23 protein-coding genes are annotated in these 26,353 nt (G+C 67.0%); 13 read left to right on the forward strand and 10 right to left on the reverse strand.

The genetic code is table 11. The features are described 5' to 3' along the window. The first annotated feature begins 69 nt into the window (after positions 1-69). Genes ACFVJ3_RS15130 through ACFVJ3_RS15140 form a run of 3 tightly spaced genes read left to right on the forward strand, consistent with a single transcriptional unit; the run spans position 70 to position 3,660 of the window. A complete protein-coding gene (locus ACFVJ3_RS15130; protein WP_378452787.1) occupies positions 70-1,599 on the forward strand; it encodes a class I adenylate-forming enzyme family protein in 1,530 nt (509 codons plus the stop codon). Positions 1,600-1,610: 11 nt separating this feature from the next. Then, entirely contained in the window at positions 1,611-2,762 is a 1,152-nt protein-coding gene (locus ACFVJ3_RS15135) for an acyl-CoA dehydrogenase family protein (protein ID WP_378452788.1), read from the forward strand. A gap of 13 nt (positions 2,763-2,775) precedes the next feature. Continuing rightward, on the forward strand, positions 2,776-3,660 hold the full coding sequence (locus ACFVJ3_RS15140; RefSeq protein ID WP_378452789.1) for an acyl-CoA thioesterase: 885 nt from the start codon (positions 2,776-2,778) through the stop codon (positions 3,658-3,660). A gap of 57 nt (positions 3,661-3,717) precedes the next feature. Here the strand turns inward: ACFVJ3_RS15140 and ACFVJ3_RS15145 are convergent, their stop codons facing one another. From ACFVJ3_RS15145 to ACFVJ3_RS15165, 5 genes are all read right to left on the reverse strand, one after another. Beyond that, positions 3,718-4,953 (reverse strand): TetR/AcrR family transcriptional regulator, encoded by a 1,236-nt coding sequence (locus ACFVJ3_RS15145; protein WP_378452790.1) that lies wholly within the window; start codon positions 4,951-4,953, stop codon positions 3,718-3,720. 596 nt (positions 4,954-5,549) lie between these two features. After that, positions 5,550-5,708, reverse strand: a complete 159-nt coding sequence (locus ACFVJ3_RS15150) for a hypothetical protein (protein ID WP_378452791.1) — start codon at positions 5,706-5,708, stop codon at positions 5,550-5,552. Positions 5,709-6,286: 578 nt separating this feature from the next. Then, positions 6,287-6,604: a DUF202 domain-containing protein gene (locus tag ACFVJ3_RS15155; RefSeq protein ID WP_378452792.1), complete on the reverse strand. Its 318-nt coding sequence runs from the start codon at positions 6,602-6,604 to the stop codon at positions 6,287-6,289. After that, positions 6,601-6,990 carry a YidH family protein gene (locus ACFVJ3_RS15160; protein ID WP_378452793.1) on the reverse strand — a complete coding sequence of 130 codons (390 nt, stop codon included), beginning with the start codon at positions 6,988-6,990 and terminating at the stop codon, positions 6,601-6,603. The genes ACFVJ3_RS15155 and ACFVJ3_RS15160 overlap by 4 nt, the downstream gene beginning before the upstream one ends. Before the next feature lie 63 nt (positions 6,991-7,053). Next, complete coding sequence (locus ACFVJ3_RS15165) at positions 7,054-8,187, reverse strand: thiolase family protein (RefSeq protein WP_378452794.1); 1,134 nt, start codon at positions 8,185-8,187, stop codon at positions 7,054-7,056. A 441-nt stretch (positions 8,188-8,628) separates the two neighbouring features. Here ACFVJ3_RS15165 and ACFVJ3_RS15170 point away from each other — a divergent pair, with 441 nt between their 5' ends. Further along, the gene (locus ACFVJ3_RS15170; RefSeq protein ID WP_378452795.1) at positions 8,629-9,516 is read left to right on the forward strand and encodes an acyl-CoA thioesterase; all 888 of its coding nucleotides are present in this window, start codon (positions 8,629-8,631) and stop codon (positions 9,514-9,516) included. 636 nt (positions 9,517-10,152) lie between these two features. On the opposite strand, the gene ACFVJ3_RS15175 is transcribed toward ACFVJ3_RS15170, so the two are convergent. Further along, positions 10,153-11,127, reverse strand: coding sequence for an NADPH:quinone oxidoreductase family protein (locus ACFVJ3_RS15175; RefSeq protein ID WP_378452796.1), 975 nt, complete (start codon positions 11,125-11,127; stop codon positions 10,153-10,155). Positions 11,128-11,310: 183 nt separating this feature from the next. Between ACFVJ3_RS15175 and ACFVJ3_RS15180 the strand changes: the two genes are divergently transcribed. From ACFVJ3_RS15180 to ACFVJ3_RS15210, 7 genes are all read left to right on the forward strand, one after another. Continuing rightward, positions 11,311-12,120, forward strand: a complete 810-nt coding sequence (locus ACFVJ3_RS15180) for an SDR family NAD(P)-dependent oxidoreductase (RefSeq protein WP_378452797.1) — start codon at positions 11,311-11,313, stop codon at positions 12,118-12,120. A gap of 240 nt (positions 12,121-12,360) precedes the next feature. Further along, a complete protein-coding gene (locus tag ACFVJ3_RS15185) occupies positions 12,361-13,515 on the forward strand; it encodes an acyl-CoA dehydrogenase family protein (protein ID WP_378452798.1) in 1,155 nt (384 codons plus the stop codon). 5 nt (positions 13,516-13,520) lie between these two features. Continuing rightward, entirely contained in the window at positions 13,521-13,649 is a 129-nt protein-coding gene (locus ACFVJ3_RS15190; RefSeq protein ID WP_378452799.1) for a hypothetical protein, read from the forward strand. After that, entirely contained in the window at positions 13,646-14,821 is a 1,176-nt protein-coding gene (locus ACFVJ3_RS15195; protein ID WP_378452800.1) for an acyl-CoA dehydrogenase family protein, read from the forward strand. The genes ACFVJ3_RS15190 and ACFVJ3_RS15195 overlap by 4 nt, the downstream gene beginning before the upstream one ends. Then, positions 14,821-15,669, forward strand: coding sequence for a crotonase/enoyl-CoA hydratase family protein (locus tag ACFVJ3_RS15200; protein ID WP_378452801.1), 849 nt, complete (start codon positions 14,821-14,823; stop codon positions 15,667-15,669). Before ACFVJ3_RS15195 ends, ACFVJ3_RS15200 begins: the two co-directional genes overlap by 1 nt. Positions 15,670-15,738: 69 nt before the next feature. Further along, positions 15,739-16,737: an NAD(P)H-dependent flavin oxidoreductase gene (locus ACFVJ3_RS15205; RefSeq protein ID WP_378452802.1), complete on the forward strand. Its 999-nt coding sequence runs from the start codon at positions 15,739-15,741 to the stop codon at positions 16,735-16,737. 457 nt (positions 16,738-17,194) lie between these two features. Further along, positions 17,195-17,779 (forward strand): class I adenylate-forming enzyme family protein, encoded by a 585-nt coding sequence (locus tag ACFVJ3_RS15210; protein ID WP_378452803.1) that lies wholly within the window; start codon positions 17,195-17,197, stop codon positions 17,777-17,779. A gap of 373 nt (positions 17,780-18,152) precedes the next feature. On the opposite strand, the gene ACFVJ3_RS15215 is transcribed toward ACFVJ3_RS15210, so the two are convergent. Beyond that, complete coding sequence (locus ACFVJ3_RS15215; RefSeq protein WP_378452804.1) at positions 18,153-18,524, reverse strand: hypothetical protein; 372 nt, start codon at positions 18,522-18,524, stop codon at positions 18,153-18,155. 609 nt (positions 18,525-19,133) lie between these two features. Here ACFVJ3_RS15215 and ACFVJ3_RS15220 point away from each other — a divergent pair. Beyond that, positions 19,134-20,474: an MFS transporter gene (locus ACFVJ3_RS15220; RefSeq protein ID WP_378452805.1), complete on the forward strand. Its 1,341-nt coding sequence runs from the start codon at positions 19,134-19,136 to the stop codon at positions 20,472-20,474. A gap of 379 nt (positions 20,475-20,853) precedes the next feature. On the opposite strand, the gene ACFVJ3_RS15225 is transcribed toward ACFVJ3_RS15220, so the two are convergent. Further along, a complete protein-coding gene (locus ACFVJ3_RS15225) occupies positions 20,854-21,768 on the reverse strand; it encodes a LysR family transcriptional regulator (protein WP_378452806.1) in 915 nt (304 codons plus the stop codon). 132 nt (positions 21,769-21,900) lie between these two features. On the opposite strand from ACFVJ3_RS15225, the gene ACFVJ3_RS15230 reads away from it, so the two are divergent. Then, a complete protein-coding gene (locus ACFVJ3_RS15230; RefSeq protein WP_378452807.1) occupies positions 21,901-22,788 on the forward strand; it encodes a LysR family transcriptional regulator in 888 nt (295 codons plus the stop codon). A 244-nt stretch (positions 22,789-23,032) separates the two neighbouring features. On the opposite strand, the gene ACFVJ3_RS15235 is transcribed toward ACFVJ3_RS15230, so the two are convergent. Continuing rightward, positions 23,033-24,382, reverse strand: a complete 1,350-nt coding sequence (locus ACFVJ3_RS15235) for an MFS transporter (RefSeq protein ID WP_378452808.1) — start codon at positions 24,380-24,382, stop codon at positions 23,033-23,035. A gap of 99 nt (positions 24,383-24,481) precedes the next feature. Next, the gene (locus tag ACFVJ3_RS15240; RefSeq protein WP_378452809.1) at positions 24,482-26,206 is read right to left on the reverse strand and encodes a class I adenylate-forming enzyme family protein; all 1,725 of its coding nucleotides are present in this window, start codon (positions 26,204-26,206) and stop codon (positions 24,482-24,484) included. Positions 26,207-26,353 lie beyond the last annotated feature (147 nt).

Genomic DNA, 26,353 nt, shown 5'->3' on the forward strand with positions numbered 1-26,353 from the left:
CGGCCGGGGTGCGCACCAGCGGTGCGCACCCCGCCCTGACCGCTGACACCTTCGAGGAGAACGTGAGCCATGCACCTGACACAGCTGCTGCACAAGGCGGTGCAACAACAGCCCCACCAACCGCTGACCGTGTACGGTGCCCGCCAACGTACCGCCGGTCAGGTCGCCGAGCGGGTGGCGCGCCTGGCCGGCGGCCTGAGGGAGCGGGGGGTGGCGCCGGGGGACCGGGTGTGCATCCTGGCGTTCAATTCGGACCGCTACTTCGAGGCGGTGATGGCCACCTGGTGGATCGGGGGCGTGGTCACCCTGCTGAACTGTCGCTGGTCGCTCCGGGAGGTCGCCGATGCCGTCGCCGATGCAGGCAGTCGCTGCCTCCTGGTCGACGAGGACTGCATGCCGTTGATCGCGGACCTGGACGGCCCGGTGATCGTGCACCTCGGTGACGGAACGGGCCCGGCCGGCACCGTTGGTTACGAGGATCTGATCGCTACCGCTCCGGCCGTCGAGGACGTACGGGCCCACGGCGACACGCTCGCCGCCCTCATCTACACCGGCGGCACCACCGGCGCTGCGAAAGCCGCCATGCATTCGCACCGATCCTTGTCCACCGCCCTGCTCGGGAGCATGGGGTATGCCCGCTCCAGCGAGCCCGACGGCGCCACCTTGGTGATGGCCCCGGTCTTTCACATCGCGGCGCTGCTGGGCATGATGGCGCAAACCCTGGTGGGCGGCACCCTGGTGTTCGCGAACCGGTTCGAACCGGACGAGGTCCTGCAGCTTCTCGGCCGGCACCGGGTCACGACCATGACCTCCACCCCGGGCATGCTGCAACTGCTCTACACCCACCCCAGCTTCCCCGCCGCCGACGAAACCTCGCTCACCACCATCGTCTACGGAGCGGCTCCGATGCCCGAAGCCGTCCTCACCCGGGCCATGGCCGCCTTTCCGAACGCCCAGTTCGTGCAGGGCTACGGGATGACCGAAACTGCCGTCATCGCCTCCCTGCTCGGGGCCACCCACCGACTCGGGGGGCCCCGCCTGAAGTCGGCGGGCCGCGCCACCCTGCACGTACAGATCATCATCGCCGACGAGGACGGAAACGAGGTGCCCCGCGGAGCGGTTGGGGAAATCCTCACCCGCGGCGACAACATCATGCTGGGGTACTGGAATCGTCCGGAGGAAACCGCGGCGGCGCTACGCGGCGGCTGGCTCCACACCGGAGACCTCGCCTATATGGACGAGGAGGGCTACATCTTCATTGTCGACCGGGCGAAAGACATGATCATCACCGGTGGCGAAAACGTCTACTCGACAGAGGTCGAGAACGTGCTCAGCCATCACCCCGCCGTGCTGCGTTGCGCGGTCATCGGCGTCCCGGACGAGCAGTGGGGTGAGGGCGTCCACGCGATCATCGTCCCGCAACCCGGTCAGACAGTGACTGTGGAGGAAATCCGCGAGCACGTCAAGACGCGGCTCGCCGGTTTCAAAGCCCCGCGCACCATCGAACTCGTGCAGGCGCTGGCGACCACCGCCACCGGCAAGATCGACAAGCGCGCACTCCGCCAACACACACTCGAGCAGCCGACGGACATCGGCTGAGGAGACTTCCCATGAAGCGCACCATATTCGACGACCAGCACCAGGACTTCCGGACGATGTTCCGCAACTTCCTCGAACGGGAGGTCGTGCCGGAATTCCCCAAGTGGGAGGAACAGGGCTATGCCCCGCACGAGTTCTACCGCAAACTCGGGGCACTGGGGGTGATGGGCTTCGACATCCCCGTCGAGTACGGCGGCACCGGACCCACCAGCTACAAGTACATCACCATCATGACCGAAGAAGCCGCCCTCGCCGGGGTCTCACTCGGAAACTACGGTGTCACCACCGGCATCGTGCTGCCCTACCTGCTCACGCTCGCAGACGACGAGCAGAAGAAACGCTGGCTGCCCGGCTGCGCCGCCGGTGAGACGGTCCTCGCGGTCGCGATGACCGAACCCGGCACCGGATCCGACCTCGCCGCCATCCGCACCACCGCCCGCCGCGACGGTGACCACTACATCCTCAACGGCGCGAAAACCTTCATCACCAACGGTTCTCAGTCCGATCTCATGGTCGTCGTGGCGCGCACCGCACCCGCCGATTCCGCCGACCGCCGCAGAGGACTGTCCCTGTTCGTCGTCGACACCACCTCCGACGGATTCGAGGTCGGTCGTCGACTCGACAAGATCGGCCTCAAATTCAGCGACACCTGCGAGGTCTCGTTCCGCGACGTCGAAGTTCCCGCATCCGATTTGCTCGGCGAGGAAGGCGCCGCGTTCTCCTACCTCGGCAACAATCTGCCCCGCGAGCGTCTCGCCATCGCCGTCGGCGGGTGCGCCACCGCCCGCGCCGCGATCGAACACGCCCTCGCCTACACCCGTGATCGGCACGTGTTCGGCCAACCCGTCGCCGCCTTCCAGAACACCAAGTTCGTCCTGGCCGAATGCGCCGCCGAACTCCAAGCCGCCCAAGCCATGGTCGACAAGGCGATCGAACTTGACGACGCCCGCGAACTGACCGCCGTCGACGCAGCCCACTGCAAACTGTTCTGCACCGAGATGGCCGGCCGCGTCATCGACAAGTGCCTGCAACTGCACGGCGGCTACGGATACATGCTCGAATACCCCATCGCCCGCCTGTACGCCGACACCCGGGTCTCCCGAATCTACGGCGGCACCAGCGAAGTGATGAAGACCATCATCGCCAAGTCACTCGGACTGTAGGAGACCACCCGTCATGCGTGAAGTCCTGCATCTCGACAATCCACGCCCGAACACCTACCTCGGCGTCTGCGCCGCCGGGGGGCGTGGCCGAGCATACGGCGGCCACATCGCCGCGCACGCGGTGCTCGCCGCCCACCGCACAGTCGACCCCGAGCGGGCGGTGCACTCACTGCACGGCTACTTCCTCAGCATGGGCCGCCCCGACGAACAAGTGCAGTACCAGGTACAGACCCTGCGCGACGGCGGCACCTACGCGCTACGGCACGTCACAGCCCGTCAGCGTGGGGACGAATTGTTCACGCTCACCGCGTCGTTCAAAAAGGTGGAGGAGGACGCGGACCGGCACATCGTCATGCCACCGGCACCCGATCCGACGGCACTGACCACTCAGAGCGAGGCCGCGGACCGGTTGTGGTCCGGCATCGACCCCGCCTCACCGATCCGCCGGGTCGTGGACGTCCGACCGGTGCTCGGAGACGCCGACGACGGCGGCGGTGGCGCTGAAACCGGCGGACAGCACCAGCGCATGTGGTTCCGGATCGCCTCCGGCATGCCGGACGACCCCGCCGTGCACGCTGCGGCGCTCACCTACTGCTCCGACCTGACCGTGGCCCGGACCGCCGCACTCGGACACCTGCGCGCAACCGGGACAACCGGGACACCGGCACAGAACCTGTATCTCGCCTCCCTCGACCACGCAATCTGGTTCCACCGGCCCTGCCGCGCCGACGACTGGCTCCTGTTCGTCCACCACAGCCCGACCTCCGGTGACGGCCGCGGGCTGACCACCGGTCAGGTGTGGACCAAGAACGGCACCCTGGTCGCTACCGTCAACCAGGAGGTCCTGCTGCGCACACGTCGATCGACGACCACCCCGGAACCGGCACTCGTGCCGTAGCCACCGCAACTACCAAAAACGGCACCAAAGGGCCCGGCACGGCGCGGTGCCGGGCCTTCAGCCGACCGTCGTCGCCGTACCGGCGACGGCGACCACCTCGTCCGGCGCCGACGTGTCGAGCAACAGGGCCGTGCACATCTCCGCGAGTCGATCCGCCAGATCCGTGCGATGACGAAAACGACCGGTGCGGGCGGCATTCGCGACGATGGTCATCGCCGCGCTGATCGTGATCCGTGCCTGCGCCTCGTCCAGTCCGGGGCGCACCGCGTCGAGCACCCGTACCCACAGATCGAGGTAGTCGCGCTGCTCCTGCACGCACGCTCTGCGGACATTGTCCGGGAGATGGCCGAGTTCGGTGACCATCGCACCGATCAGATGACCGTCCTCGAGCGCGAACGCGATATGTGCGCGGAGCAGGTTCCCGAACGCCTCCCGAGATCCGGTGGCCCGAGCCAACCCCTGCCGCGCAGCCAGCCCGCGGCGGTCGAAGCCCCGTGTGATCGCAGTGACGAGGAGATCGATTTTCGCGTCGAAGTGGTTGTACACATTCGGCCCGGACATCCCGCAGGCCTCACCGATGTCCTCGTTGTTCACCGTGTGATACCCGCGTTCGTCGAACAAGCGGATAGCCTCGGTGAGCAGTTGTTCCCGCCGCGACAACGGAATCGCCACCCCGGCGACAGGCGGAGCCGCCGCCTGCGGGGCGGTCCCGAGTGGGCACCGAGCGACGCGCTCGGACAGCGAGCGCAGCAGCGCCTGCATGCGGCGCCGCGGCAAGGTGACGCGGTGTCCGGACACACTACTGAACAGTGCCAGGACCGAGTAGGCGAGCAACTCACAATCGGCGGCGGACAGGTCGGGGCGCTCCACCGCGATCCGTCGGGACACCTCCACGGTCACCGCCCGCAGCCGAGTGCGCAGGTCCGCTCTCGGCTCGCCCTCGAGGTAGCGAGCCTCGCGTTGCCACAGGATGGGCAGGCCGCGGCGTCCGGTCGAGGTCACCGACAGCGTCGACAACAGCGCGTCCAGGTCGGTCGAACCGGAGACCGATTCCTGGAGAGAATCGAGTCCGGAGAGAACGGCGTAGTAGAGCAGGTCGTGCTTGTTCCGATAGTGCCGATAGAGTGCGGACGCGGAGATGTCGACCTTGGTGGTCACGTCGACGACCGATACATTGTGATACCCGTGCTCGCGAAACAATTCGCTCGCAACAGCGAGGATTTGCTGCTTGCGATCGCTATGTCGACGAGTCGCCACAACCGATCCCCTTCCTAGGAGCACCCCAGCACGCACGGTCAAGATTCTTCAATTATTGCATATTCACAAAGCAATGCGAACTGCGAGCTTGGCCGATCGCGACGATCACTCCTCGGTTACGCATGGTTCCTCTTGCTGCTCGTCCGAAAGGGTTGTCCTTCCAGGGTCCACCTGTTCTACTTCACGATTGCCGCAGTGCGCGTTGCGTACTCCGACCCGAAGTGCCCACCTCCCGAGGAGGAAATCTTCCTCACGCCCATCTCAAAGCGTGCGCTGTCGCAAGAGCTTCCTCGTGGAGAAGGAGAACGTCGAGTCGATAATCGGCGGCCTGTCCGCTGTCACCACTTCGGCAATCCTGCGCGCACCCGCGTCGTCGTAGCGCAAGGTACTCGATCTCGTCTTGGCACCGCGGCCGGGCCTGCAGATGCCGCAACCGGGAAACGTCGTTGACCAACCCGATTGCAGCGCGCACGTAGTCCGGGTCTCGTGGTGTCGGTACCGAGGAGATGCACCCAGACGTCGATGTACTCCCGTTGTGCCTTACGTGCGTGCGATCGCGTTTCTTCGGGTAGGCCGGTCGCCACCGCGATAAGGATGCCGATGGCACTGTCGCCCGCCGATACCTCCATGGCCTACGAGTGCACCACCCGAGTGAGGGCGTCCTCGCGGGATCGAGCACCGGCAAGGGCCTCGATCAACCCCATCCGCAGGGACTCGGTGCCGCGAGAAAGAATCGCCTGGAGAACCTCGACCTTGCTGCCGAAGCAGGTGTAGATGCTCAAGCTCGCCATTCCGCTGCGGTGCCGAAGGCGTTCATCGTCACCGACTGGTAGCCGGAACAGAGAGATTCACCGCGTCGGCGAACAGGTCGCCCGCTGCACTCTCGCGCGGCCGGCCGGCCGGCACCGGTGTCGATGCAGTGGCGCTGGCCGCGGTGAAACATTGGGATGCTCGTCCCGGCGGAGTCGCCCGCGACGGGCTGTCCGACGTCGGTCGAAATCTGCGTTGGACTCTGGAGCGCGCCTCGGTGGCTGCGAATTTCGCCGCGCGTGTACCAAATCGGCACCGCACCGCGAATCTTGTCTCAACGGCACAGCGAACGCGTTGTTGCCGCTACGCCCTGCGGCGGTCCCCCGCCTCGGCGCAATGGGCAGGCAGGCCACGCCCGACGTTGATACCTCATACGGCATCGCGCCGTACACGAGTGCTGAGTCCAGGTCGCCATCATCTGGAGGACGACCGTGCTCGCCGTCATCACGGTCGACGCCGGCATCACCCGGAACGGCCGAGTCGGTCAGCCGGCGGAGCAGCGTCGCCCTGACACTCAAGGTGGTGAGCGAGACGCCAGGTTGAGGGGCCCCGGGTCCGCTCATTCGCCTGGAGCGAGGAGGGAGGTAAGGGCGAGCGCTGCACCGACCAGGGCGATGATCGTCACCAGCAGGACAGTGCCGGCCAGGGTGGGCCAAATGGAGTGTTGGTGGTGTTGTCGGTCGAGGCCCTGGGGGAAATGCCGGACCCCGAGATAGCCGAGCATGATGCCTGCGCCAAGTGCGCAAGCCACCAGTGTTGGTGCGCCCTGCCGGAACGCTGCGAATCCGGTTGCTGCGGAGGCGGCGAGAACGGTGAGGCCGGTTCGTTGCCAGGCCAGTGCGGTGCGCTGCGGTTGCAGCCCGGGGTCAGTGGTCATAACCGATGGAGGGTGGCGGCGACGCCGAAGACTACCAGTCCGACGGACAGGGCGCAGACGCCGCCGACGAGCCAGGGGAGCGGCAGCGGCGCGGGCAGGGGTTGATTGAGTCGGAGAGCTCGTTCGTTGCGCCGCCACGACCACAGCGCTGCGACCGCGAGTGCGCCGCCGGTACCACAGGCGATGATCGCGACCACGTGAACGACGATCGTGGCCCGTGTCAGGCCCGCCAGGGTCGTCAGGGTGACCCCACCGACGACCAGGGCCAGGGCCGTTCGGACCCACGCCAGAGCGGTGCGCTCATTGGCGAGCGAGAAACGGACGTCCGGCTCCTCCCCAACCGAGTACACCGCCGCGGGACGCCGATGTCGGTTCTCTCCAATCATGCTCTGTGCCCTACCGATTCCGCATATTGTTCAGTCCCCGGATGTTCGACAAGAAGTAGGTTGTCAGAGCAGTTCGAGGATCGTGGCGTTGGCCATGCCGCCGCCCTCGCACATCGTCTGCAAGCCGTACCGAATCCGGTTGTCCCGCATGTGATGCATCAACCTCGTTGCCAGGACGGCGCCGGAACCGCCGAGCGGGTGCCCCACCGCAATCGCCCCGCCCAGCGGATTCACCAAAGTCGGGTCGGCGCCCGTCTCCGCAAGCCATGCGAGCGGCACCGACGCAAACGCCTCGTTCACCTCGAATGCACCGATATCGGCGATCGACAGGCCGGATCGTTCGAGCGCTTTCGCGGTTGCGGGAATGGGACCGGTCAGCATCATGACCGGGTCGTCCCCCGCCATCACGGCGGTATGAACTCGGGCGATCGGGGTCAGACCTAGTTGGTGTGCCTTCTCACTGGTGGTCACCAGCAACGCTCCGGCACCGTCGGAGATCTGCGAGGCGTTGCCGGCATGGATGACCCCGTCCTCCTTGAACGAGGTCTTCAGTCCGGCGAGCGTGTCGGTAGTGGTGCCCCGGCGAATGCCCTCATCGATGTCCAACACCCCGGGCAGAGCGGCAATCTGAGCTGCCAAGACTCCTGAATCGACTGCCGCGGCGGCCTTCGCGTGCGACGACGCCGCGTACTCGTCGAGCTGCCGACGGGTGAACCCCCATTTCTCGGCGATCATCTCGGCGCCGACTCCCTGATTGAAGGTCTCGACCCCGAACCGGTCCAGAACGGTCTGCCCGAACGGCTGCCCGGACTGGCGGCTCGAACCCATCGGGACCCGCGACATCGACTCCACACCACCGGCAACGGCCACATCGTACTGGCCGGCGATCACCCCGGCCGCCGCGAAGTGCAGCGCCTGCTGGCCGGAGCCGCACTGCCGATCCACCGTGGTCGCCGGAACCGAAGTGGGCCAGCCGGCGGCGAGGACACCGCTCCGACCGATGTTGTTCGCCTGGTCTCCCACCTGGCCGACGCACCCCCACACGACGTCGTCGACGACCGCCGGATCGACACCTGTCCGCGCTGTCAGAGCCATCAACACGTGCGCCGACAGGTCTGCGGGATGAATCCCGGCCAGTGATCCGTTGCGCTTCCCGACCGGGGTTCGTACCGCATCGACTATGACGGCATCCCGCATGATGTGCTCCTTCGTAACCTCGGTTCCATTCACCCTCAAATCAATCAGCACAGCGCGCTGGGCACCAAGACACGAATGCGAACACGGTGATTCGATCCGCCTATGGATGACCATCCAGACCGACGCCGACCAGGCCCGACTTCCGCTCAGACAGGAGGGGAGTCGAGGACAGGCAATCAGTCGAAACCGAGCGATAGCGACTTACGATCGAGCAATTCTGCATTCGCTATTGGACTTCGATCGCGGAAGAGGTTTTGGTGGGAAGCGAGTTGGTGCTCGAATGGCCCGCGGTACCGCGGTCGTTCACGACGAATGTGGCCGTCCCGCGCCGTGGCCGGCGCGACAAACGGTGGCCGGATCACATCTTCGAGAACCGAGGCCGGACGAAGTGATGAGGACCGTCGTCCCGAACCCTATCGGGGTGTGAAGTGAAGGAACGAGATGCACGAGTTGTTGCACGTCGACATGGTCGGCCCAGACGAGTTTCGCGGCCTATGCAGTGAGGGCTCGCCCGGTCGGGCATTCGGTGGCCACATCGCCGCGCAGGCGTTGGCCGCGGTGCAACGCACGATCCGGGAGGGCAGGTCGGTGCACTCCCTGCACGGCTACTTCCTGACCCGCGGCCGCCCGGACCGTGAGGTCCGGTACGTCGTGCAGCGGCTCAGGGACGGGAACTCCTACGATCTTCGTGGGGTCACTGCCTGGCAGGAGTCGGATGCCATCTTCACGATGACCGCATCGTTCAAACTGCCGGAAACCGATTCTTCCCGCCACACGTTGATGCCGGACGTGCCCGCGCCGGAGCTGCTCGACGAGATCGGATCCGGTTCGGACCGGACATGGGCGAACCTGGACAGGACTTCACCGGTCGGGCGGGCCGTCGAGATCAGACCCATTCGTGCGGAATCCCATCAGGCGCGTGAACCCGGCGAATCCCGCCGGTCACTGTGGATCCGTTTCGCGGAGAACCTGCGTTCCTCTCCCGCCGACCACGACTGCGCGCTCACCTTCTTGTCGGATCTGGCGCTCGCCCGGACAGCGGTCATCGGTCATTCCCCGTCGACGGCGCAGGATCCGTCGACCGTATTCAGCACGTCGCTCGATCACACGATCTGGTTTCACCGGCCGTGCCAGGCCGACCAGTGGATGCTCTACACCCAACGCAGCCGGGTCTCCGGGGACGGGCGTGGGCACACCTTCGGCGAAATCTGGAGCCGGCAGGGAGAATTGATCGCGACGACCACACAGGAGGTGGTCCTGCGCTCGCTACGTGAAACGACGCCGGTCCCCGCCGGGGCGGGCCGCTCGCAACCAATCCGGCAGCCGTGACCGAATCCCGCGCTTTCCGCCGCGAGGCAGTGTGTCGACGGCTCGGCGGCGGCACTTGCGCGGGTTGAGAATGCTGTCATTACCGCGGGTGGCGGTCATCGCCATACGCTCCGGCAAATCCGTCCGGCGGTTGGAGGCGTCCGGCACTGCTTGTCAGGGCCAGATCGCCGACCGGTGCGGTGATCGCATTGGATGGACCTCGAAGATAACTAATGCTGAACCCTAGCCAGACGCTGTGCCTCACCCTGCGTCAGAGGATCGTCGGCCCGTCGTGCCGAGACGGGCATGGACATCTCCGAGATCAGCGACCCTTGATCTTCGCTGAGGACACCGTCTGATGGAGGAAATCCAGGCTCATTCGCACGGTGTTCCCGAGCAGGTCGTCTGCAGGGATATTGCCGGTCCAGTGCGGTTATGGTGACGTCCACCTCGGGCGCCACGTCGGCAACGGTCGCGTTGGTGGTCGTTCGGGGAAGAGTTCACTCGCGGCCGGGACTATCCGTGGCGTGCATGACCGGACCGTTCGGTTGTAGTGGACGTTGCCCGCACGATGCGCGATCCGGTGTTGGTGATCACCGACTGCGCACCGCTGGCTCCGGTGGGTGGTCGACGCGGAGAACTCGGGTCGCGGAGACCTCAGTTGCTCAACACGATGCGGCCGACGATCTCACGGTCGGCGAGCCGGGCCACCGCGGCAGGTGCATCAGCCATCGGCATCACGGCGTGGACCTGCGGTGTGATCTGACCCTTGGCGTGCAGCGTCAGCAGCTCGTCGTGCACGTGCCGAACATATGCGGGGTCTTCCCGGAAGGGTTGGAGGCGAAAGCCGATCACCGCATAGTTCTTGATCAGCGCATGGGTGACGGGTAGCACCGGAAGCTCACCGCTCGCGAACCCGACGACCAGAATCCGGCCCTCGGTGGCGACGACCCGCCGGCTCTGGTCGAACACGGGTCCGCCCACCGGGTCGAAGACGACATCCACCCCGCGGCCCGCGGTGCTGTCCTTCACCGCCGCGACGACGTCCTGGCGGGTGTGATCGATCACGACGTCGGCGCCCAGACGCCGGCATGCCTCGACCTTCCGGGTACCGCCGGCCACGGCGATCACCGTCGCACCCGCGGCTTTCCCGATCTGGACGGCTGCGCTGCCCACGCCCCCGGCGCCGCCGTACACGAGGAGGGTCTCGCCGGAGCGGAGGCCCGCCCGCCGGTTTAGTCCGACCCAACCGGTCTGATATGCCATGAACAGTGCGGCGGCCTGCTCGGTCGGGAGTGAATCGGGAACCGGCAGCACCGTCGCGGCCGGAACACGGACCCGGGTGGCGAAGCAGCCGTAGCTCATGGGCGCGGTGACTACGCGTTGTCCCACAGTCAGTTCCACATCGGGCCCGACGGCGGACACTGTACCGGCCGCTTCGCATCCGAGGCCGAACGGCCGGTCGGGCCGGTGATGGTACAGGTCCCGGCACAGCAGGAGGTCGGGGAAGTTCACGGCTGCCGATTCGACGTCGATCACCACCTCGCCGGGGCCCGGGGAGGGCGTGGGCAGGTCGTCGAACCGCAGGACCGCCCTCGGCTCGCCCACCCCGTGGGCCCGCCATGCCTTCATGGTCCATCTCCTCGCATCGTCTTTCGGTCGAGACAACAGCAGCGGCGCCGCGGAATCAAATAGCGGATTCTCATCGACTCGATAGGCGGAATCGATGGGTGTGGCTTTCGTCGCCTTGGTCCCGGTCGGCACGATCGATGGGCGTTGCCTATGGGCCGCGGCGAAATTCCCTCTTGGACAGCCGTGCCCGAACACGGTTGCGTCGACCTCGGCGCGGGCACCCGCGCCGAGGTCGAGGAAGGATGCGTGACGATGACACCGTCGTTGGAGGGGCTCACCTGCCTGGTGACCGGTGGGGGCCGCGGTATCGGGCGTGCCGGTGCGCTCGCGTTGGCACGTGCCGGCGCCGCCGTCGCGGTGGCTGCCCGCACGGCCGACCAGGTCGAATCCGTGGTCCGAGAGATCCGAAACGAGGGGGGTCGGGCGATCGCGATATCGGCCGATGTCACCGTGGCCGGCCAGGTGGCCGCGATGGTCGCGCGTACCGTCGACGAATTCGGTGGCCTGCACGTGCTGCTCTGCAACGCGGGCGGTGGCCTGACCTCGGGGCGGCTGGTGGACAGCGCACCGGACGAATGGGAGCGGACCATCGCCCTGAATCTCACCAGTGTCTTCCATTGCGCTCAGGCAGCGATACCGCCGATGTCCGCTCAGGGAATGGGCAAGATCGTCGTCGTCGGATCCGGTACCGGACACGTCGCCAGTGCTGGCGGATCGGCGTACGCCGCCGCGAAAGCCGCTGCCGCACACCTGGTGCGGGTCCTGGCGCAGGAGGTGTGGCGACACGGCATCGACGTCAACGAGATCGTGCCGGGACCGGTCGCGACCGACCTGACCCGGGACGACTTTCGCCTCGGCGAGGTCCCGGCGTTGTCGAAGGCGGAGCGGGTGAAGCATCCGGACGAGGTTGCCGAGTTGATCGTCTGGCTCGCCGGCCGACCCGCCCAGGGGCCGACCGGGCAGACATTCAGTCTCGCGCGCAGGCCGCTGTGACCGGCCGGGTCGCGGAAAGTGATCGAGATCGCATCGATCGGCCCCGCCTATCCGTCACATCACCGACACGGTCTTGTTCCTCTCGACCGTCCACGGTCTGATTACAGGGCGGCATTTTTCGGCACTCTCGAGCGTCAGCGATCTACCCGCCAGCCTGACCGGTCGAAGATCGGATCGCCGCGCCACCGCATTCACAGAAACACCACCGGATCATTGGGAGAACGAAGTATGGACTTCTCGTTGACTGTCGAAGAGCGCGACATCCAGATGTGGGTGCGCACCTTCGTCGACCGTGAAATCAGGCCGCTGGAGGAACAGGCACTGCGCAACGAACGCGCAGGCCAGGTCGGTGTCGAGCCCGAGACCATCCGGTCCTTGCAGCTCAAGGCCAGAGAAGCCGGGTTCTGGGGCGTGCAGACGCCGGAGGAACTCGGCGGCATGAACCTGAGCGCGGTGATGGCGGCGGTGATCGAGATGGAGCTGGGCCGCAGCTTCATCCGATTCAGGTTCGGCGGCAGCGCCGACAACATTCTGTACGGATCCAACGACGATCAGCGCGCGCGGTACCTGCTCCCCACCATCGAAGGCGATCGGATCTCGTGCTTCGCGCTCACCGAGCCGGGAGCGGGGTCAGACGCGACCGCGATCCGCACGACGGCGCGCCGGGACGGCGACGACTGGATCATCAATGGTGAGAAGGTGTTCATCACGCAGGGCAACGAGGCCGATTTCGCGATGGTTTTCGCGGTGACCGACCGGGATCGGGGTGCAAACGGCGGCATCACCTGCTTCCTGGTCGACCGGGACATGGGGTGGAAGTCCGAGCCCATCCACACCATGGGCGAGTGGGGTCCGGCCTCGCTGGTGTTCGAGGACGTCCGCGTGCCCGCCGAGAATGTGCTCGGTGAACTGGGATTCGGCTTCGGTCTGGCGATGGATTGGATCGGGAAGGCCCGGTGGGGTGTACCGGCTCGGGCGATCGGCGCCTGCGATCGGCTGATCCAGATGGGTGTGGACTACGCCAACACCCGACAGACCTTCGGAAAACCGATCGGTGAACGGCAGGCGATCCAGTGGATGCTCGCCGATTCCGCGGTCGAGGTCGATGCGGCCCGGCTGCTGACGCTGCACGCAGCCTGGGTAGGCGATCAGGGCAGGGATGCGCGACACGCGAATTCACAGGCCAAGCTCTACGGCGCCACCGTCGCGAACGAGGTGGTCGACCGCATCCTGCAGATTCACGGCGGCATGGGTTACACCCGCGAGCTTCCGATCGAACGGTGGTACCGGGAACTGCGTCTGGCCCGGATCTACGACGGCACCGACGAGATCCAGCGCAAGACGATCGCACGGAACCTCCTTCGCGGGCACGCGGTCATGGGCGAGCTGGGCTGAACGGTATGACGACGCCCGAACACCCGCTACGCGGACGAACCGAACACCATCCGGGTGCCGCGCCCGAGGACGGCGCACCCGCACACCGGGCACGACGGGGGAACACGATGTTCCCCGGTGAGGAGTTGGCATGATCGCGGCACCCGTCTACGAGCTGTCCTTCGACGAATACCTCGACCGGATCCGCCGGTTCACCGACGAGGAGCTGATCACCCGCGAGCCGGAGATGGTGTCCAAGGGCGAGGTGCCCCCGGACCTCGTCGAGCAGATGGCATCGCTCGGATTGTTCGGAATCACCTTGCCCAGACGCTGGGCGGGCCTGGAATGGACGGTCGAGCAGCAGGTGCTGCTCACGTTCGAGTTCACCCGGGCGTCCTGCGTGTACCGGTCGCGGTTCTCGACCACCATCGGGCTGTCGTCCCAGATCCTGCTCGACTACGGCACCGACGCCCAGCGTGAACGCCATCTGGCGCCGATGGCACGAGGCGAATGCGTCACCGCGTTCGCGCTCACCGAGCAGGACGCTGGCTCGGACGCCGCGGCGGTACGGACCACCGCCGTGCGCGACGGCGACCATTTCGTCATCAACGGCACCAAGCGGTACATCACCAACGGCGCGTGGGCCGATCTGCTGGTGGTCTTCGCCCGCACCGGCGGCGCCGGCGCCCCGGGGGTGTCCGCCTTCCTGGTGCCGGCGGACACGCCCGGAGTCAGCGCGAGCCTGCCCGATCGGATGAACGGGCACGCCGAGGCCCCGGTCGCCGAGCTGCGATTCGACCAGGTGGTCGTTCCGGACACCGCGCTGATCGGCGGCGTCGAGGGAGCCGGTCTGCGGTTGGCGATGCGCGGGATCAACCATGCCCGGATCCACGTCGCCGCCACCGCAGTCGGGCAGGCAACACGGATCCTGGACGAGGCGGCACGCCACGCCGCCACCCGAACCCAGTTCGGCCGCCCCATCGGCGAATTCGGCAGCATCGAGGCGATGCTCGGATCGAGCTACGCCGAGCTCGAGGCTGGCCGTGCCCTCGTACTCGACTGCGCCCGTGCATTTCACGGACAGTCCATTCCCCGGCACCGCATCGCGGCCGCCAAGTACTACTGCACGGAGATGGCCAGCCGGGTGGCCGACCGGGCGGTGCAGATCCTCGGCGGCGAGGGGATCGTCGGAGACAGCCCCGTCCCCCGCATGTGGCGCGACGTCCGGGCCCTCCGGATCTACGAGGGAGCATCCCAAATTCACGAACGCAACCTGGGCCGCCATGTCCGCGACGCGGCAGGCTCCGACACCGAACGGACACTCTGATGGAATTCGACACGATTCGACTCCAGATCGCGGACGGCATCGCCGTCATCACCCTGCATCGGCCGGACAAACTCAACGCCTTCACCCGGCAGATGAGCGCCGAGATCGTCACGGCCTTCGACAGGACGGACGCCGATGACCGAGTCAAGGTCGTCATCGTCACCGGCTCGGGCCGAGCGTTCTGCGCCGGAGCGGACCTCTCCGGCGGCGGTGCACGATTCGACTACGGCGAATTTGGGGACGACGTCCCACGCGACGGCGGCGGCGTGGCAACCCTGCGAATCTTCGATTCCACGAAGCCGGTGATCGCCGCGATCAACGGCCCCGCGGTGGGCGTCGGCACCACGATGACGCTGCCGATGGACATCCGGCTGGCATCCGAGGACGCGCGATTCGCGATGCCCTTCACCCGCCGAGGTGTTGTCCCGGAGAGCTGCTCGAGCTGGTTCCTGCCGCGATTGGTCGGGGTGCAGCGCTCGCTTGAGTGGCTGTACACCGGACGGATGTTCTCGGCAGCGGAGGCGCTGGAGGCGGGGCTGGTGTCGGCGGTCCATCCGAAAGATCGACTGCTCGACCAGGCGCGCGCGATTGCCGTCGAGATCATCGACAACACCGCCCCGGTGTCGGTTGCGCTGACGCGACAGCTGATCTGGCGGATGCTCGGAGCCACGCACCCGATGGATGCACACATTGCCGAATCGCGTGGCATGGCACTGCAGGGCGGGAGCAGCGATGCCCACGAGGGCATCACGTCCTTTCTCGAGAAACGACCGGCCAAGTTCGTGCGGACGGTCGAAGCCGACCTGCCCGCCATCTTCCCGCACTGGCGCGAGCCGGAGTTCAAGTGAACGCGGACACCGTCGACCGGAGCCGCCGCACCGGCGGTCCCCGAACCAGCACAGAGAACGGGAAAAGCAATGCTGCGTAATAGATTCACCGACCTGTTCGGAATCGAACACCCGATTGTGCAGGGCGGTATGCAGTGGGTGGGACGAGCCGAGCTCGTGGCTGCCACCGCGAACGCGGGCGCACTGGGGTTCCTCACGGCATTGACCCAGCCGACCCCGGAGGCGCTTGCCGAGGAAATCGCCCGCTGCCGGGAGATGACGGATCGTCCCTTCGGTGTCAATCTCACCATCCTGCCGGCGATCACCCCGCCACCGTATGCGGAGTACCGGCAGGTCATCATCGAATCCGGGGTGCGTATCGTGGAGACGGCGGGCAACAACCCGGTCGAGCACATGCCAGCCTTCAAGGCGGCCGGAGTCAAGGTGCTCCACAAGTGCACGAGTGTGCGACACGCTCTCAAGGCGGAAGCCTTGGGTGTCGACGCACTGAGCATCGACGGTTTCGAATGCGCGGGCCACCCCGGGGAAGACGACATTCCGGGCCTGATCCTGATCCCGGCCGCGGCCCGAGCGCTGCGGATCCCGTTCATCGCGTCGGGAGGGTTCGCGGACGGGCGGGGCCTCGTGGCCGCGCTCGCCCTGGGCGCGGACGGTATCAACATGGGCACCCGTTTCATGTGCACGGTCGAGTCGCCGGTGCACGAGCGGGTCAAGCAGCGGGTTGTCGACGCCACGGAGCTCGACACCGAACTGATCTTCCGGCCGCTGCGCAACACCTCTCGGGTGGCCAGCAACGCGGTCAGCCGTCAGGTGGTCCACATCCTCGCCGAGGGCGGGGACTTCGCCGACGTAAGGGATCTCGTGGCGGGGGCTCGCGGACGGCGGGTGCACGAAGAGGGCGATCTTGATCTCGGTATCTGGGCGAGCGGCCTGTCCCAGGGCCTGATTCACGACATTCCCACGGTTGCGGAGATGGTCGCCCGGATCGTTCACGAGGCAGAGGAGCTCGTCCGCGATCGCCTGCCTCGGCTGTGTGTCGACCCGGTCGGTGCACACGCCGACGCCTGATCGGCGTCAGCCGATACCGGATTCGTCCCGGACCGTTCGATCGGCCACCCCGGGGAGCGAATCGGGTGCGTCCGCTCGGCCGGGGGATCGTGCACCGAGCGGTACCACCGGTCCGGCGGGCGCCCGTCGGGCCCGGAGCGCCCCGGTCGCGGTCGGGCAACGTGAGGATCGCGTCACGGTGCCCTCACTCGCGATCAGTCGTCCGTCCCAGCACGCCGATTGCAGCGCGGTCCTCAACTCCCGCGCGAGTATCGTGACCTGCCGACATCATGAGGGCAGCAACGAATTCCACGCGGAGTGCGATATTGTCCGCGATCCGGGACTTGGCGTGGTCCCGGACCCTCGGCGGTCGGGGTGGTGCCGGACTCAAGGGCGACCGCTGCGTGCAATCGTCCGCCCCACCGGTAGTCATACAATCCGATGACTGCGCAGGAGGAGGCGGACGTGCACGGTCACCATGCCGCCGCCGGTGTCCCAGGTCGACTCCCCTGCCGGCAGCGCCAGCGTGCCGGTGGCGGGCACGGCAGTGGAACTGCGTGCCGGCGACGGCATCCGTTCGATTCCGATCGGGGAGACCGGAGAGATCTGGGTGCGCGGCCCTCAGGTCACAGACGGTTATCACCGCGAACCCGAGCTGGCGGCGGAGCAGTTCCGGGACGGCTGGCTCCGGACCGGAGACCTGGGGCGCATGGACGAGGCAGACAACCTGTTCATTGTCGGCGGCGCCAAGGACATGATCATCTACAAGGGCTACAACGTGTACCCGGCGCATCTGGAGGAGATCCTCGGCGTTAATCCGTCGGTGGCTCGAAGCGCGGTCGTCGGCATCCCGCAGCCGGAGGTCGGCGAAACGCCGGTCGCCTTCGTGGTGCCGGTCGGATCCGCGCTCTCCGGTGACGCGCTCGCCAGTGAACTTGTGGACCACGTCCGTGAGCGGGTGGCGCCCTACCAGCGGAGCCGGGCGGTCCACTTTGTCGACGAACTCCCGCTCAGCCCGACGGGGAAGGTGCTCATCCGAGCGGTGCCGGATCTGCTCCGCTGAATCGTCGGGAGCGCCAGGCGTTTCCGAACACAGCCCCGCGGGCGACCCGGCCCGGAACGGTGTGGCGCTCCACGCGTCTCCGGGGCATCCGAACGGGAGCCACCGGCCGTCGCGACCGATCTTCGGGCCCCTTGGCTCGTCGATCCACTGCGAAGTGGTGATCGCCCGGGGCGAAGCACTCCCTACTCATCATCCGGCTGGAGTTGAGAACGAGTTCGCGGTCGCGCGCAGACTGTTGCTTCAGGACGGCCTTCGTGCCCTGGATCGCGCGTTGAGGCCCGTCGGCGAGGCGCGCGACGAACTTCCTGCGCGGTCCGCAGCAACTCCGCCCGGGACGACCTGATTGACCAGTCCGATCTTCTCCGACACGCCGCTACATCTTGTCGTCCGTCATCAGATGCTGCTTGGCTCTGTTAATTCCGATCAGCCAGGGCCAGATCACGATGCCGTCCCTCGCCGGACCCGCCCGGGGATGCGGATCACCAACCTGCGCGCGATCGGAGGCGAACACCACGGCGCACAGCAACGCGAGGGTCGCGCCCACCCCCATGGTGGGACCGTCGGGGGACGAGATGCTCAGTTGAGGCAGTTCGAGCACCGTCTTCCGGACCTCGATGAAGGTGGTTTCGAGTCGCTCACCGGCGCCCGGATGATGCTCTTGAGGACGCCGCCACCGCAGAAGCCCGGCCGTGACCGGTGACGCCCCCGGCGTGGTCGCACGGTCGGGTCGGATCTGCGCGAACACCCGTGACAACTCGCCTGTGCAGCACCTTGTGACGGCGTTGTAACCTCCGGTCGGTTCAGTCGCGCGGTGAGCACCCACCGAGGCGCTCGAACGCCAAACAGTCGTAGTCGCTGTATATTTCGGTCTTCGCCGTCGTTCTTCAGGTGATGTCGGTCGCGAAGGCGAGAGTCGGGCTTCCGGTGGGTACGGTGTTCGTCTTGAATTCGATTTGGAGCAAGTGTATATTTACTTAATACAGCATTGTTGCAGTGTGTGTCAATCCCAAGTTCCGGCTTGCTCGGGAAGGCAATTTCAGATTGTGGGTTCGGTCGCTGCGGGGTCGCGGCTGACGCGGTGCGTGCAATGGGCCTGCCTGATGCGTCCGGAATGCGTTTCCTCGATATCGCCTGTATGGCAACATGTTTCATGTCCGGGATGAGGCGTACGTCACACGCCGCATGGCCTGGAGCCCTTGTCGGGATGGAGGTGACGTGCTTCACTCGTAGCCGTCGGCGGCATCCCCAGTGGGGGGTGGACTTCGCACGCGACCACCCACCCTCTTGTACCCGGTGTCGACGCGCTTCTGCGGGTGTGCCCGCACTCGATCCGAACACTTCCATCGGAGGTCCCATGTCCCTCGACCAATCGTCCGCGACGTCGCCGCCGGCGACACCCAACCTCATGAAAGTGGGACGTCGCGCCTGGCTGATCGTCGCGCTGATCTTCCTGTTCCTGTTCTTCAACTTCGCCGACAAGGCCGTCGTGGGTCTGGCCGGCGTCGAGATGATCAAGGACCTCGGGATCACGAAACAGCAGTTCGGGCTCGTGCAGAGCAGCTTCTTCTGGCTGTTCGCCGTCGGCTCGATTCTGGGTGGACTGCTGATCGGCAGGATCCCGGCGCGCTGGCTGTTGGCGGGCACCGCCATGATCTGGGTACTTGCCCTCGTCCCGATGATCTGGAGCACGAGCTTCACGGTCCTCGTCGTGACCCGGATCGTCCTCGGTTTCGCCGAGGGGCCGTCGGCGGCCATGGCGATGTCGGTGACACACAGTTGGTTCCCGGAGAACAAGCGCGCGCTGCCCAGCTCCATCATCGTGGCGGGTACCAGTGTCGGTCCGCTCGTCGCGGCACCTGTGATCACCGCGGTCGTCGTGAATCACTCGTGGCACATGGCGTTTGCCGTCACCGCGATCGGCGGCGCAATGTGGGTGGTGCTCTGGTTGTGCTTCGGCCGTGAGGGGTCGGAGGGGGACGCGCACACCGATCGCCACGCGGAGGGCGCCGAGGAGACCCGCGCCGTCCGGCTCCCGTACCGCCGGCTTCTCACCACGGGCACCGTGCTCGGTGCGTGTGTGCTGTTCTTCGCGACGTACACCAATGCGGCGGTGAAGGTCAGCTGGCTTCCCCTGTATCTGCGAGAAGGTCTGGGGTACAGCGCCACGACCGCGGGCAACCTTCTCACTCTGCCCTACCTGGCCGGGGCGGTGATGATGGTGCTGGCGGGCACGGCCTCCCGCATGATGACCCGCCGTGGGGTGAGCAACCGACTTGCCCGAGGGGGGTTCGCCGCCGTGCTCGTCGCAGTCGGGGGGCTGAGCACGATCTGGTTCTCGACTCTCGACCGCGGCGTGCTTCAGATCGTGCTGGTCTCGGTCGGGGCGTCCTTCGTCGCGGCCGCCAACGGCGTTGCATGGACCGCGGTGTCCGACCTGGTGCCGCACTCGCAGCGCGGGCCGGTCTTCGGGTACATCGTCGCGATCTACAGTGTGGGCGGCATAATCGGGCCGCTCGTTCTGGGCAAGCTCGTCGGCAATGCAGCTGCCGTTCCACTCGACGGCTACTCGCGTGGATTCCTCTGGCTCGGTTCGCTGCTTATTGTCTGCGCGGTGCTCGCTTTCGTGATGATCCGCCCCGAACGTGACCTCGCGTCGATCGTTGCGCGGACCAAGGCCGGTGATGCGGCTACCTGACCGAGTGCCTCGTGATCACGCCACGGGTGGCCGGCTCACCCGCTCGATGACGATCCGCGCGCACGACTGCGCGGCGGGGTCGGTCGAGGACCCGCCGCGCGGTGGGGTCCTCGCCGGTGTGCCGGAGCGAATGGCGGCGACCGGGGGCGCCGCCATTCGGTAGGCTCCGGACCAAGAGTCCGGTCGCATCTGGGCAATTCCCGACGGGAGTGGCCCCGATGGGACAGGTCTGTCAGCACCCGCGGTACCACGGTTTCGTGTCCGGCGTGTTGCGTTCGTGCAGTAAGTGCCAATTAGGCTGCACAACAATTGGATTCGATCGCGCGCCGATATTCGGTTTTCCCCGGTCCGCGTCATCGACCTCGACGCGGCCGGAGAGTCAGTTGCTGCTCCGGTCGCGGAGTTGCTCGACCGCCAGCTCGAGAAATGCGGCGGCCGCCGGCGACAGGTGACCGTTCCGGCGCACCACACCGTAGGGGAGGAGGATGGGTGGGTCGAGGTCGCGTACCACCGCGCCGGTGCGTACTGCCTGGTCCACCTGTCCCTCCGGACTGAACGCCATGCCGATACCCCGCAGGACGAGGGAGCAGTGCGTCGATCTGTGCGCCGTGACGACCCCCAGCCGCGTGTGCAATCCTGCGCGGCGAAGGGCCTTCTCGACCGCATCCCTGCCGTGCGCGCCGAAGGGGGCCGCCGTAATCGGAAGATCGGGTAGCTGCCCGATCGGAAGGGGGTCGGGCAGGGTAGTGCCGATTCCGGGGGGCATGACCAGCTTCATATGCTCGACTCCGAGCTGTACGAGCTCGAGCCGGCCCCGAACCGCCTCGCTCCGGATCTCCGTTTCGTCTTGGAACGGTAGAAAGCCCAGCTCGCTCCGGCCTTCACGGACCTGGCGCAGAATGTCGGACTCCATCGCGGGCGTCTCGATACCGATGAACACATCGGGGTGACGGCGACGGAACTCTCCCACGGCGGGAAGGATGAACTCGAGTGGGCTGCCCATCGCGGCGAGGTCGAGGCGTCCGGTGCGTATCCCAGCGACCTCTGCGACCGACGCGCGCGCCGTCGCCACGTCCCGGATCAACTGGCGCGCTGGGTCGACGAGTGCCTCACCGGCCGCCGTCAGGACGACCCCGTGACCGACCCGGTGAAACAACGGAGTCTTGAGTTCACGTTCGAGGCCCCGGATGGTCTGCGACAGTGACGGCTGCGAAATGTGGAGTGCTGCTGCGGCGCGTACGAGCCCGCCGTGCTCGACGACCGCGAGAAACTGGTCCAGCTGCCTGAACTCCATCGCGCCTCCTCAAGTACTTGATGACGTCGCATCGATGCACTGCATTCTGCCTGCTACGAAAATGATCGGGAGCGGGGGTTCTACGAATGAGTCAGGCCGGGCTGCCCCGGTGGCCTGCTATATCGTCGGGGGATGGACGCCCGGCAGCTGCGGTACTTCCTCAGCGTAGTGGATCACGGCGGCATGACCCGAGCCGCGGAGGCGCTCTACATCGCCCAGCCGTCGTTGTCGCAGGCGATTCGGGCCCTCGAACGGGAACTGGACGTCGAGCTCTTCCATCGACTCGGACGTGGGCTCGAACTGTCGGCCGCCGGGAGGGCGCTCGTCGGTCCGGCCCGGCAGGTCCTCGGTGGAGTTCTGGAAACGTCGGACGCGGTGCGGCGCATCCAGCAGCTGGAGGAAGGGCGGCTCGACGTCGCCGTGACCAGCGACCTCGCCGTCGAACCGCTGGCCGACTTCATTCGGGTGTTCCGTGACCTGCACCCCGGGGTATGGGTCAATGTGCTGCGAGCGTCGGATTCCGATGAAGCCGCCGAACTGGTGAAACGTGCGACCTGCGAGATCGCATTGTGCTCCCTGCCGGTGCGTGTTGCCAGCGGGGCGCAGGCGCTCCCATTGGGGCAGCACACATTGGCCCTCGCGGTGCCGCCCGGGCATCGGCTGTGCGGCCGCGATTCCATCCCGTTGGCGGGACTGGAAGAGATCGACCTGGTGGCGGGACCGCTCGGGGACGTTGTTCGGGACCTGCTCGAGGAGGCCTGCAGGGCCGCGGGTGTGGAGGTGCGGGTGGCGGTCGAGATCGGGATGTTGCCGGTCCACCCGCGTCTGGTCGCCAGCGGTGCGGGAGCCGCGATCCTGCCGCCGGCCCAGGCGCGGGAGGCGGTCGAACTCGGGGCTCACCTGTGCCGCATCGATCCTCCGATGGTCCAGGCATTCGGTTTCGTGCACCGGAAGGACAGCCTCGACGCGGCGTCGCAGGCCTTCATGATGATCGCGCGGCGGTTCGTCGCGCAACCGTAGCCGTGCCCCGGGTGGTGCCCGCCGCCGCTGGCTCAGCGCGACTGCTGGAGCATCGCCGCCGGTCGAAATGTTTGCGGGCGCGGCGTTTCCGCCGATCCGGGCGGGCGTGATATCGCGCGTCCGCCGGTCTGTCCTTGTGTTCGGGTGTGAGTGCCGGTGGGTAGTTCCGGCCTCGGACGCAGGTCGGTGGTGTCAGGGCGGGTGCCCTGACACCACCGACCGTGCGGGTGGCGGCCCGCCGAGATCAGGCGGTGAGGTCGGCGTGGTCCCGAGAAGCCTTGGCGGCCAGTCGCTTGACCTCCTTGTCGGGGTTGATGAGGAGGAAAGCGATGATAGCCCCGACGATCAGCATGATGCCCAGGCCGAGGAAGCCACGCGAGTATCCCTCCAGCGGTGATTCACCGGCGTTGTCGACCAGCTTGCCCAGGATCAGCGGTGCGACGATTCCGCCGAGGCTGTACGCCGCAATGATGCACGCGAACACCGTTCCTCGCTGCTTGGCTGGCACCACGTCCGACACCGCGGCCCACGCGACCCCGTTCGAGGCGGCGACCAGCGACGCACCCACCGAGATCAGTACGATCTGCAGCGGTCCGCGGTCGATCATCGAGAAGGTGATCGTGCTCAGGCCGCCGACGACGATGAGGCCGGCGGCGAAACCGCCGCGGGCGATGCGGTTGCTCACACCGCGCTTGGTCATCAGGCGCGAGGTCAGTCCGGCGAGGACAATCATGATCCCGGTCACCAGGTACGGCAGCGTAAGCAGTCTGGCCGCGGTGGTCGCGTCGTAGCCGAGGCCCTCGCGCAGGTACAGCGGCAGCCAACTGATCTTCACCGCGGCATTGCTGTAGGTGACGAAGAACAGCACACAGGTGCCGATGACGGTGCCCGACAGCAGCAGCCGCCGGTAGGGGATGAACTCGGGGAGCACGGTATCGGTCGTCGACGCATGTCCAGCGTGCGGATCGCCCGCTTGCTCGTTGCCCTCCTTGCCCAGCATCAGCCACAAGACCACCCAGCCGGCGCCGACCGCCGCGGTGACCGCGAAGGCCGCGTGCCAGGAGTGATGGATCACCAGGGCGGTGATTACCGGAGCCGCGACGAGCGGTCCCGCGGAGGTGCCGGCGACGATGATCGAGCTCGGCAGCGCCCGCTTCTCGGCGGTGAACCAGCTGTGCGCGACCGCGAGAGCCATTGCTGCGGTGGGTCCCTCGGCGAATCCGAGGAGCACGCGGGTGGCGACCAGTACGGTGAAACTGGTGCTCCAGATCATCGGGACCAGCGCGATCACCCACAGCGAGGCGGTGCCCGCCAGCAGCCAGCGCGCCGGGACCCGGCCGACGAGGAGGCCACCCACGATGGCGCCGACCGCATACATCCAGAAGAAGCTGCTCTGGACGATGCCGAATTGTTCCTTGGTGAGCCCGAGATCCTTGATCATCTCGACACCGGCCAGCCCCACCACGGCCTTGTCCGCGAAGTTCATGAATGTGAAGAGGAAGAGCAGCCCCACGATCATCCACGCTGTGCGGGAGGTCGGGGTGGACCGCAGGGTGCCCGTGGGCGCCTCTGACGGAGTTGTGGTGACGGACATCGGTTGCCTTTCTGTCGAGCTGAGAATGTATGAGGTCCACGGCGAGGGGTGACGCCGTGAGTGACGATCGGTGGTGAGGATGCGGCCGGTCGCCGCGGGTCAGGAGCCGCGGCTGACGGATGCGCCGGTCGTGGGCGTGTCCGACCCGCCGGGGCCGGTCAGCACGTTCCTGAGCGCGGACTTGAGGACCTTGCCGGTCGGGGACAGCGGCAGGTCGTCGACGAAGTGGAGCTCGCGGACACGTTGGTAGGGCGCGACGCGGTCGTCGACGTGACGAATGAGTTCCGACGCGAGCCCGGTGTCGGACCGCCGGTTCGGGTGCGCCACGACGAAGGCGACGGGGATCTCGTCCACACCGGTTCGCGGCACCCCGACCACGGCGGAGCGCGCGACCGCGGGGTGCCTGCCGAGCACTTCCTCCAGGTGGGCGGGATAGACGTTGTAGCCCTTGTAGATGATCATGTCCTTGGCGCGGCCGACGATGAAGAGATTGCCCTTCTCGTCGAACCGTCCCAGGTCGCCGGTGCGCAGCCAGCCGTCGGTGAACTGTTCGCCGGTCAACACCGCGTCCCGGTGGTAGCTGTCGGTGACCTGCGGGCCGCGCACACAGATCTCGCCGACATCTCCCGTGCGGGACACCGGGATCCCGCTCTCGTCGCGCAGCTCGACCTCGGTGTCCGGCACCGGTACACCCGCGCTGCCCGCGGGTGACGCCGACAGGGCCGCCGGGGGTTGCATGGTGACGGTGCAGGTGGCCTCGCTCAGTCCATACACCTGGATCACCTCGGCGGACGGGAAGGCCGCGCGCAGCCGGTCCAGGGTGCCGGTGTCGATCGGTGCGCCGCCACACGAGATCGAGAGGACGCTGGACAGGTCCCGCTCGGTGATCGCCGGGGATTCGAGCAGTGCGTGGTAGAACGCGGCGGAACCGCCGAGCTTGGTCACTCCGTAGCGCTCGATGTCGGCGAGGTAGCGCTCCGGGTCGAACCTGCCCACGATGACCGTGGTGAGGCCGAGCAGGGTGTTGGCGCACTGCCCGACCAGGCCCAGCCCGTGGAAGTAGGGAGCCACCTGCGCGAAGGTGCCCCGGCCGGGTACCTCGGTGTGGTCGGTTTGTGCGTATGGGAGTGGCTTGAGGATGATGTCCCCGTTGGCATCGCGCCCGGGCACCACCCCCGACCGCCGCAGTGCGATCTGCAGGACGTTGCTCACCAGGTTGCAGTGCAGCACCCGCACCCCCTTGGACCGGCCCGTCGTGCCTCCGGTCAGTTGCAGGTGCGCGACCGACCCGGCGTCGACCGGGGCGCCGTGCAGCGGTGCTGCCGAGAGCAGCTCGGACCAGGAGACCGTCACCTCCGCGCGCTCGCCCGCCTCGGGATCGGGGGCAGCTTCCGTGGGAGGGACGGCGGTGACGAGCCGCAGCCCCGGCGGGCGGTGGGCCGCCACTACGCCGGCGCAACTTGCATGGGTGATCATCGCGGTGGCGCCGAAGTGTTCGAGCTGGTGGCGCATGGCGTCGCCCGGCTGGGCCGGATTGACCGGGCAGGCGGTGGCGCCGGCGCACAGCACGCCGAAGTAGGCGACCGGGAACCATAGAGAGTTCGGCATGTGCAGGGCGACGAGATCGCCCGGCCGCACTCCCTGTGCCCGAAGACCGCCGGCGAGCCGCAGTGCGTGGTCGTGCAACTCGGCGAAGGAGAGGGTGAGCTCGCCGTCCCGCAACGCGGTGCGGTCGCGGTAGGCGCGTGCGGCGAAGTCGAGGATCGAGTCGAACCCGATCGGGGGGTAGTCCAAGTGCTGTGGCAAGTGCAGGGATGAGCTCACTTCCGAACGGTCCGGAACTGGCATCTGTCCTCCTCGTTCAACCGGGCGCCTGGGGCGCACCGGCACGGTTGGGGGATGTGGCCGGCGCCATCGGGTGAGGCGCCGCGCGGTGTCGTGATCTGCGGACGGCAGCTCACGGATGGATGT

The sequence above is a fragment of the Rhodococcus sp. NPDC127593 genome, assembly GCF_042671975.1.
Taxonomy (GTDB): Bacteria; Actinomycetota; Actinomycetes; order Mycobacteriales; family Mycobacteriaceae; genus Rhodococcus_F.

Excerpts from the sequence above, each read along its gene's own strand:
- ACFVJ3_RS15130 (WP_378452787.1), top strand. The coding sequence starts at position 70 with ATGCACCTGACACAGCTGCTGCACAAGGCGGTGCAACAACAGCCCCAC.
- ACFVJ3_RS15170 (WP_378452795.1), top strand. The coding sequence starts at position 8,629 with ATGCACGAGTTGTTGCACGTCGACATGGTCGGCCCAGACGAGTTTCGC.
- ACFVJ3_RS15225 (WP_378452806.1), bottom strand. The coding sequence starts at position 21,768 with ATGGAGTTCAGGCAGCTGGACCAGTTTCTCGCGGTCGTCGAGCACGGC.
- ACFVJ3_RS15205 (WP_378452802.1), top strand. The coding sequence starts at position 15,739 with ATGCTGCGTAATAGATTCACCGACCTGTTCGGAATCGAACACCCGATT.
- ACFVJ3_RS15230 (WP_378452807.1), top strand. The coding sequence starts at position 21,901 with ATGGACGCCCGGCAGCTGCGGTACTTCCTCAGCGTAGTGGATCACGGC.
- ACFVJ3_RS15140 (WP_378452789.1), top strand. The coding sequence starts at position 2,776 with ATGCGTGAAGTCCTGCATCTCGACAATCCACGCCCGAACACCTACCTC.
- ACFVJ3_RS15155 (WP_378452792.1), bottom strand. The coding sequence starts at position 6,604 with ATGACCACTGACCCCGGGCTGCAACCGCAGCGCACCGCACTGGCCTGG.
- ACFVJ3_RS15150 (WP_378452791.1), bottom strand. The coding sequence starts at position 5,708 with ATGGCGAGCTTGAGCATCTACACCTGCTTCGGCAGCAAGGTCGAGGTT.
- ACFVJ3_RS15135 (WP_378452788.1), top strand. The coding sequence starts at position 1,611 with ATGAAGCGCACCATATTCGACGACCAGCACCAGGACTTCCGGACGATG.
- ACFVJ3_RS15210 (WP_378452803.1), top strand. The coding sequence starts at position 17,195 with ATGCCGCCGCCGGTGTCCCAGGTCGACTCCCCTGCCGGCAGCGCCAGC.
- ACFVJ3_RS15190 (WP_378452799.1), top strand. The coding sequence starts at position 13,521 with ATGACGACGCCCGAACACCCGCTACGCGGACGAACCGAACACCATCCG.
- ACFVJ3_RS15195 (WP_378452800.1), top strand. The coding sequence starts at position 13,646 with ATGATCGCGGCACCCGTCTACGAGCTGTCCTTCGACGAATACCTCGAC.
- ACFVJ3_RS15200 (WP_378452801.1), top strand. The coding sequence starts at position 14,821 with ATGGAATTCGACACGATTCGACTCCAGATCGCGGACGGCATCGCCGTC.
- ACFVJ3_RS15160 (WP_378452793.1), bottom strand. The coding sequence starts at position 6,990 with ATGATTGGAGAGAACCGACATCGGCGTCCCGCGGCGGTGTACTCGGTT.
- ACFVJ3_RS15165 (WP_378452794.1), bottom strand. The coding sequence starts at position 8,187 with ATGCGGGATGCCGTCATAGTCGATGCGGTACGAACCCCGGTCGGGAAG.
- ACFVJ3_RS15235 (WP_378452808.1), bottom strand. The coding sequence starts at position 24,382 with ATGTCCGTCACCACAACTCCGTCAGAGGCGCCCACGGGCACCCTGCGG.
- ACFVJ3_RS15175 (WP_378452796.1), bottom strand. The coding sequence starts at position 11,127 with ATGAAGGCATGGCGGGCCCACGGGGTGGGCGAGCCGAGGGCGGTCCTG.
- ACFVJ3_RS15220 (WP_378452805.1), top strand. The coding sequence starts at position 19,134 with ATGTCCCTCGACCAATCGTCCGCGACGTCGCCGCCGGCGACACCCAAC.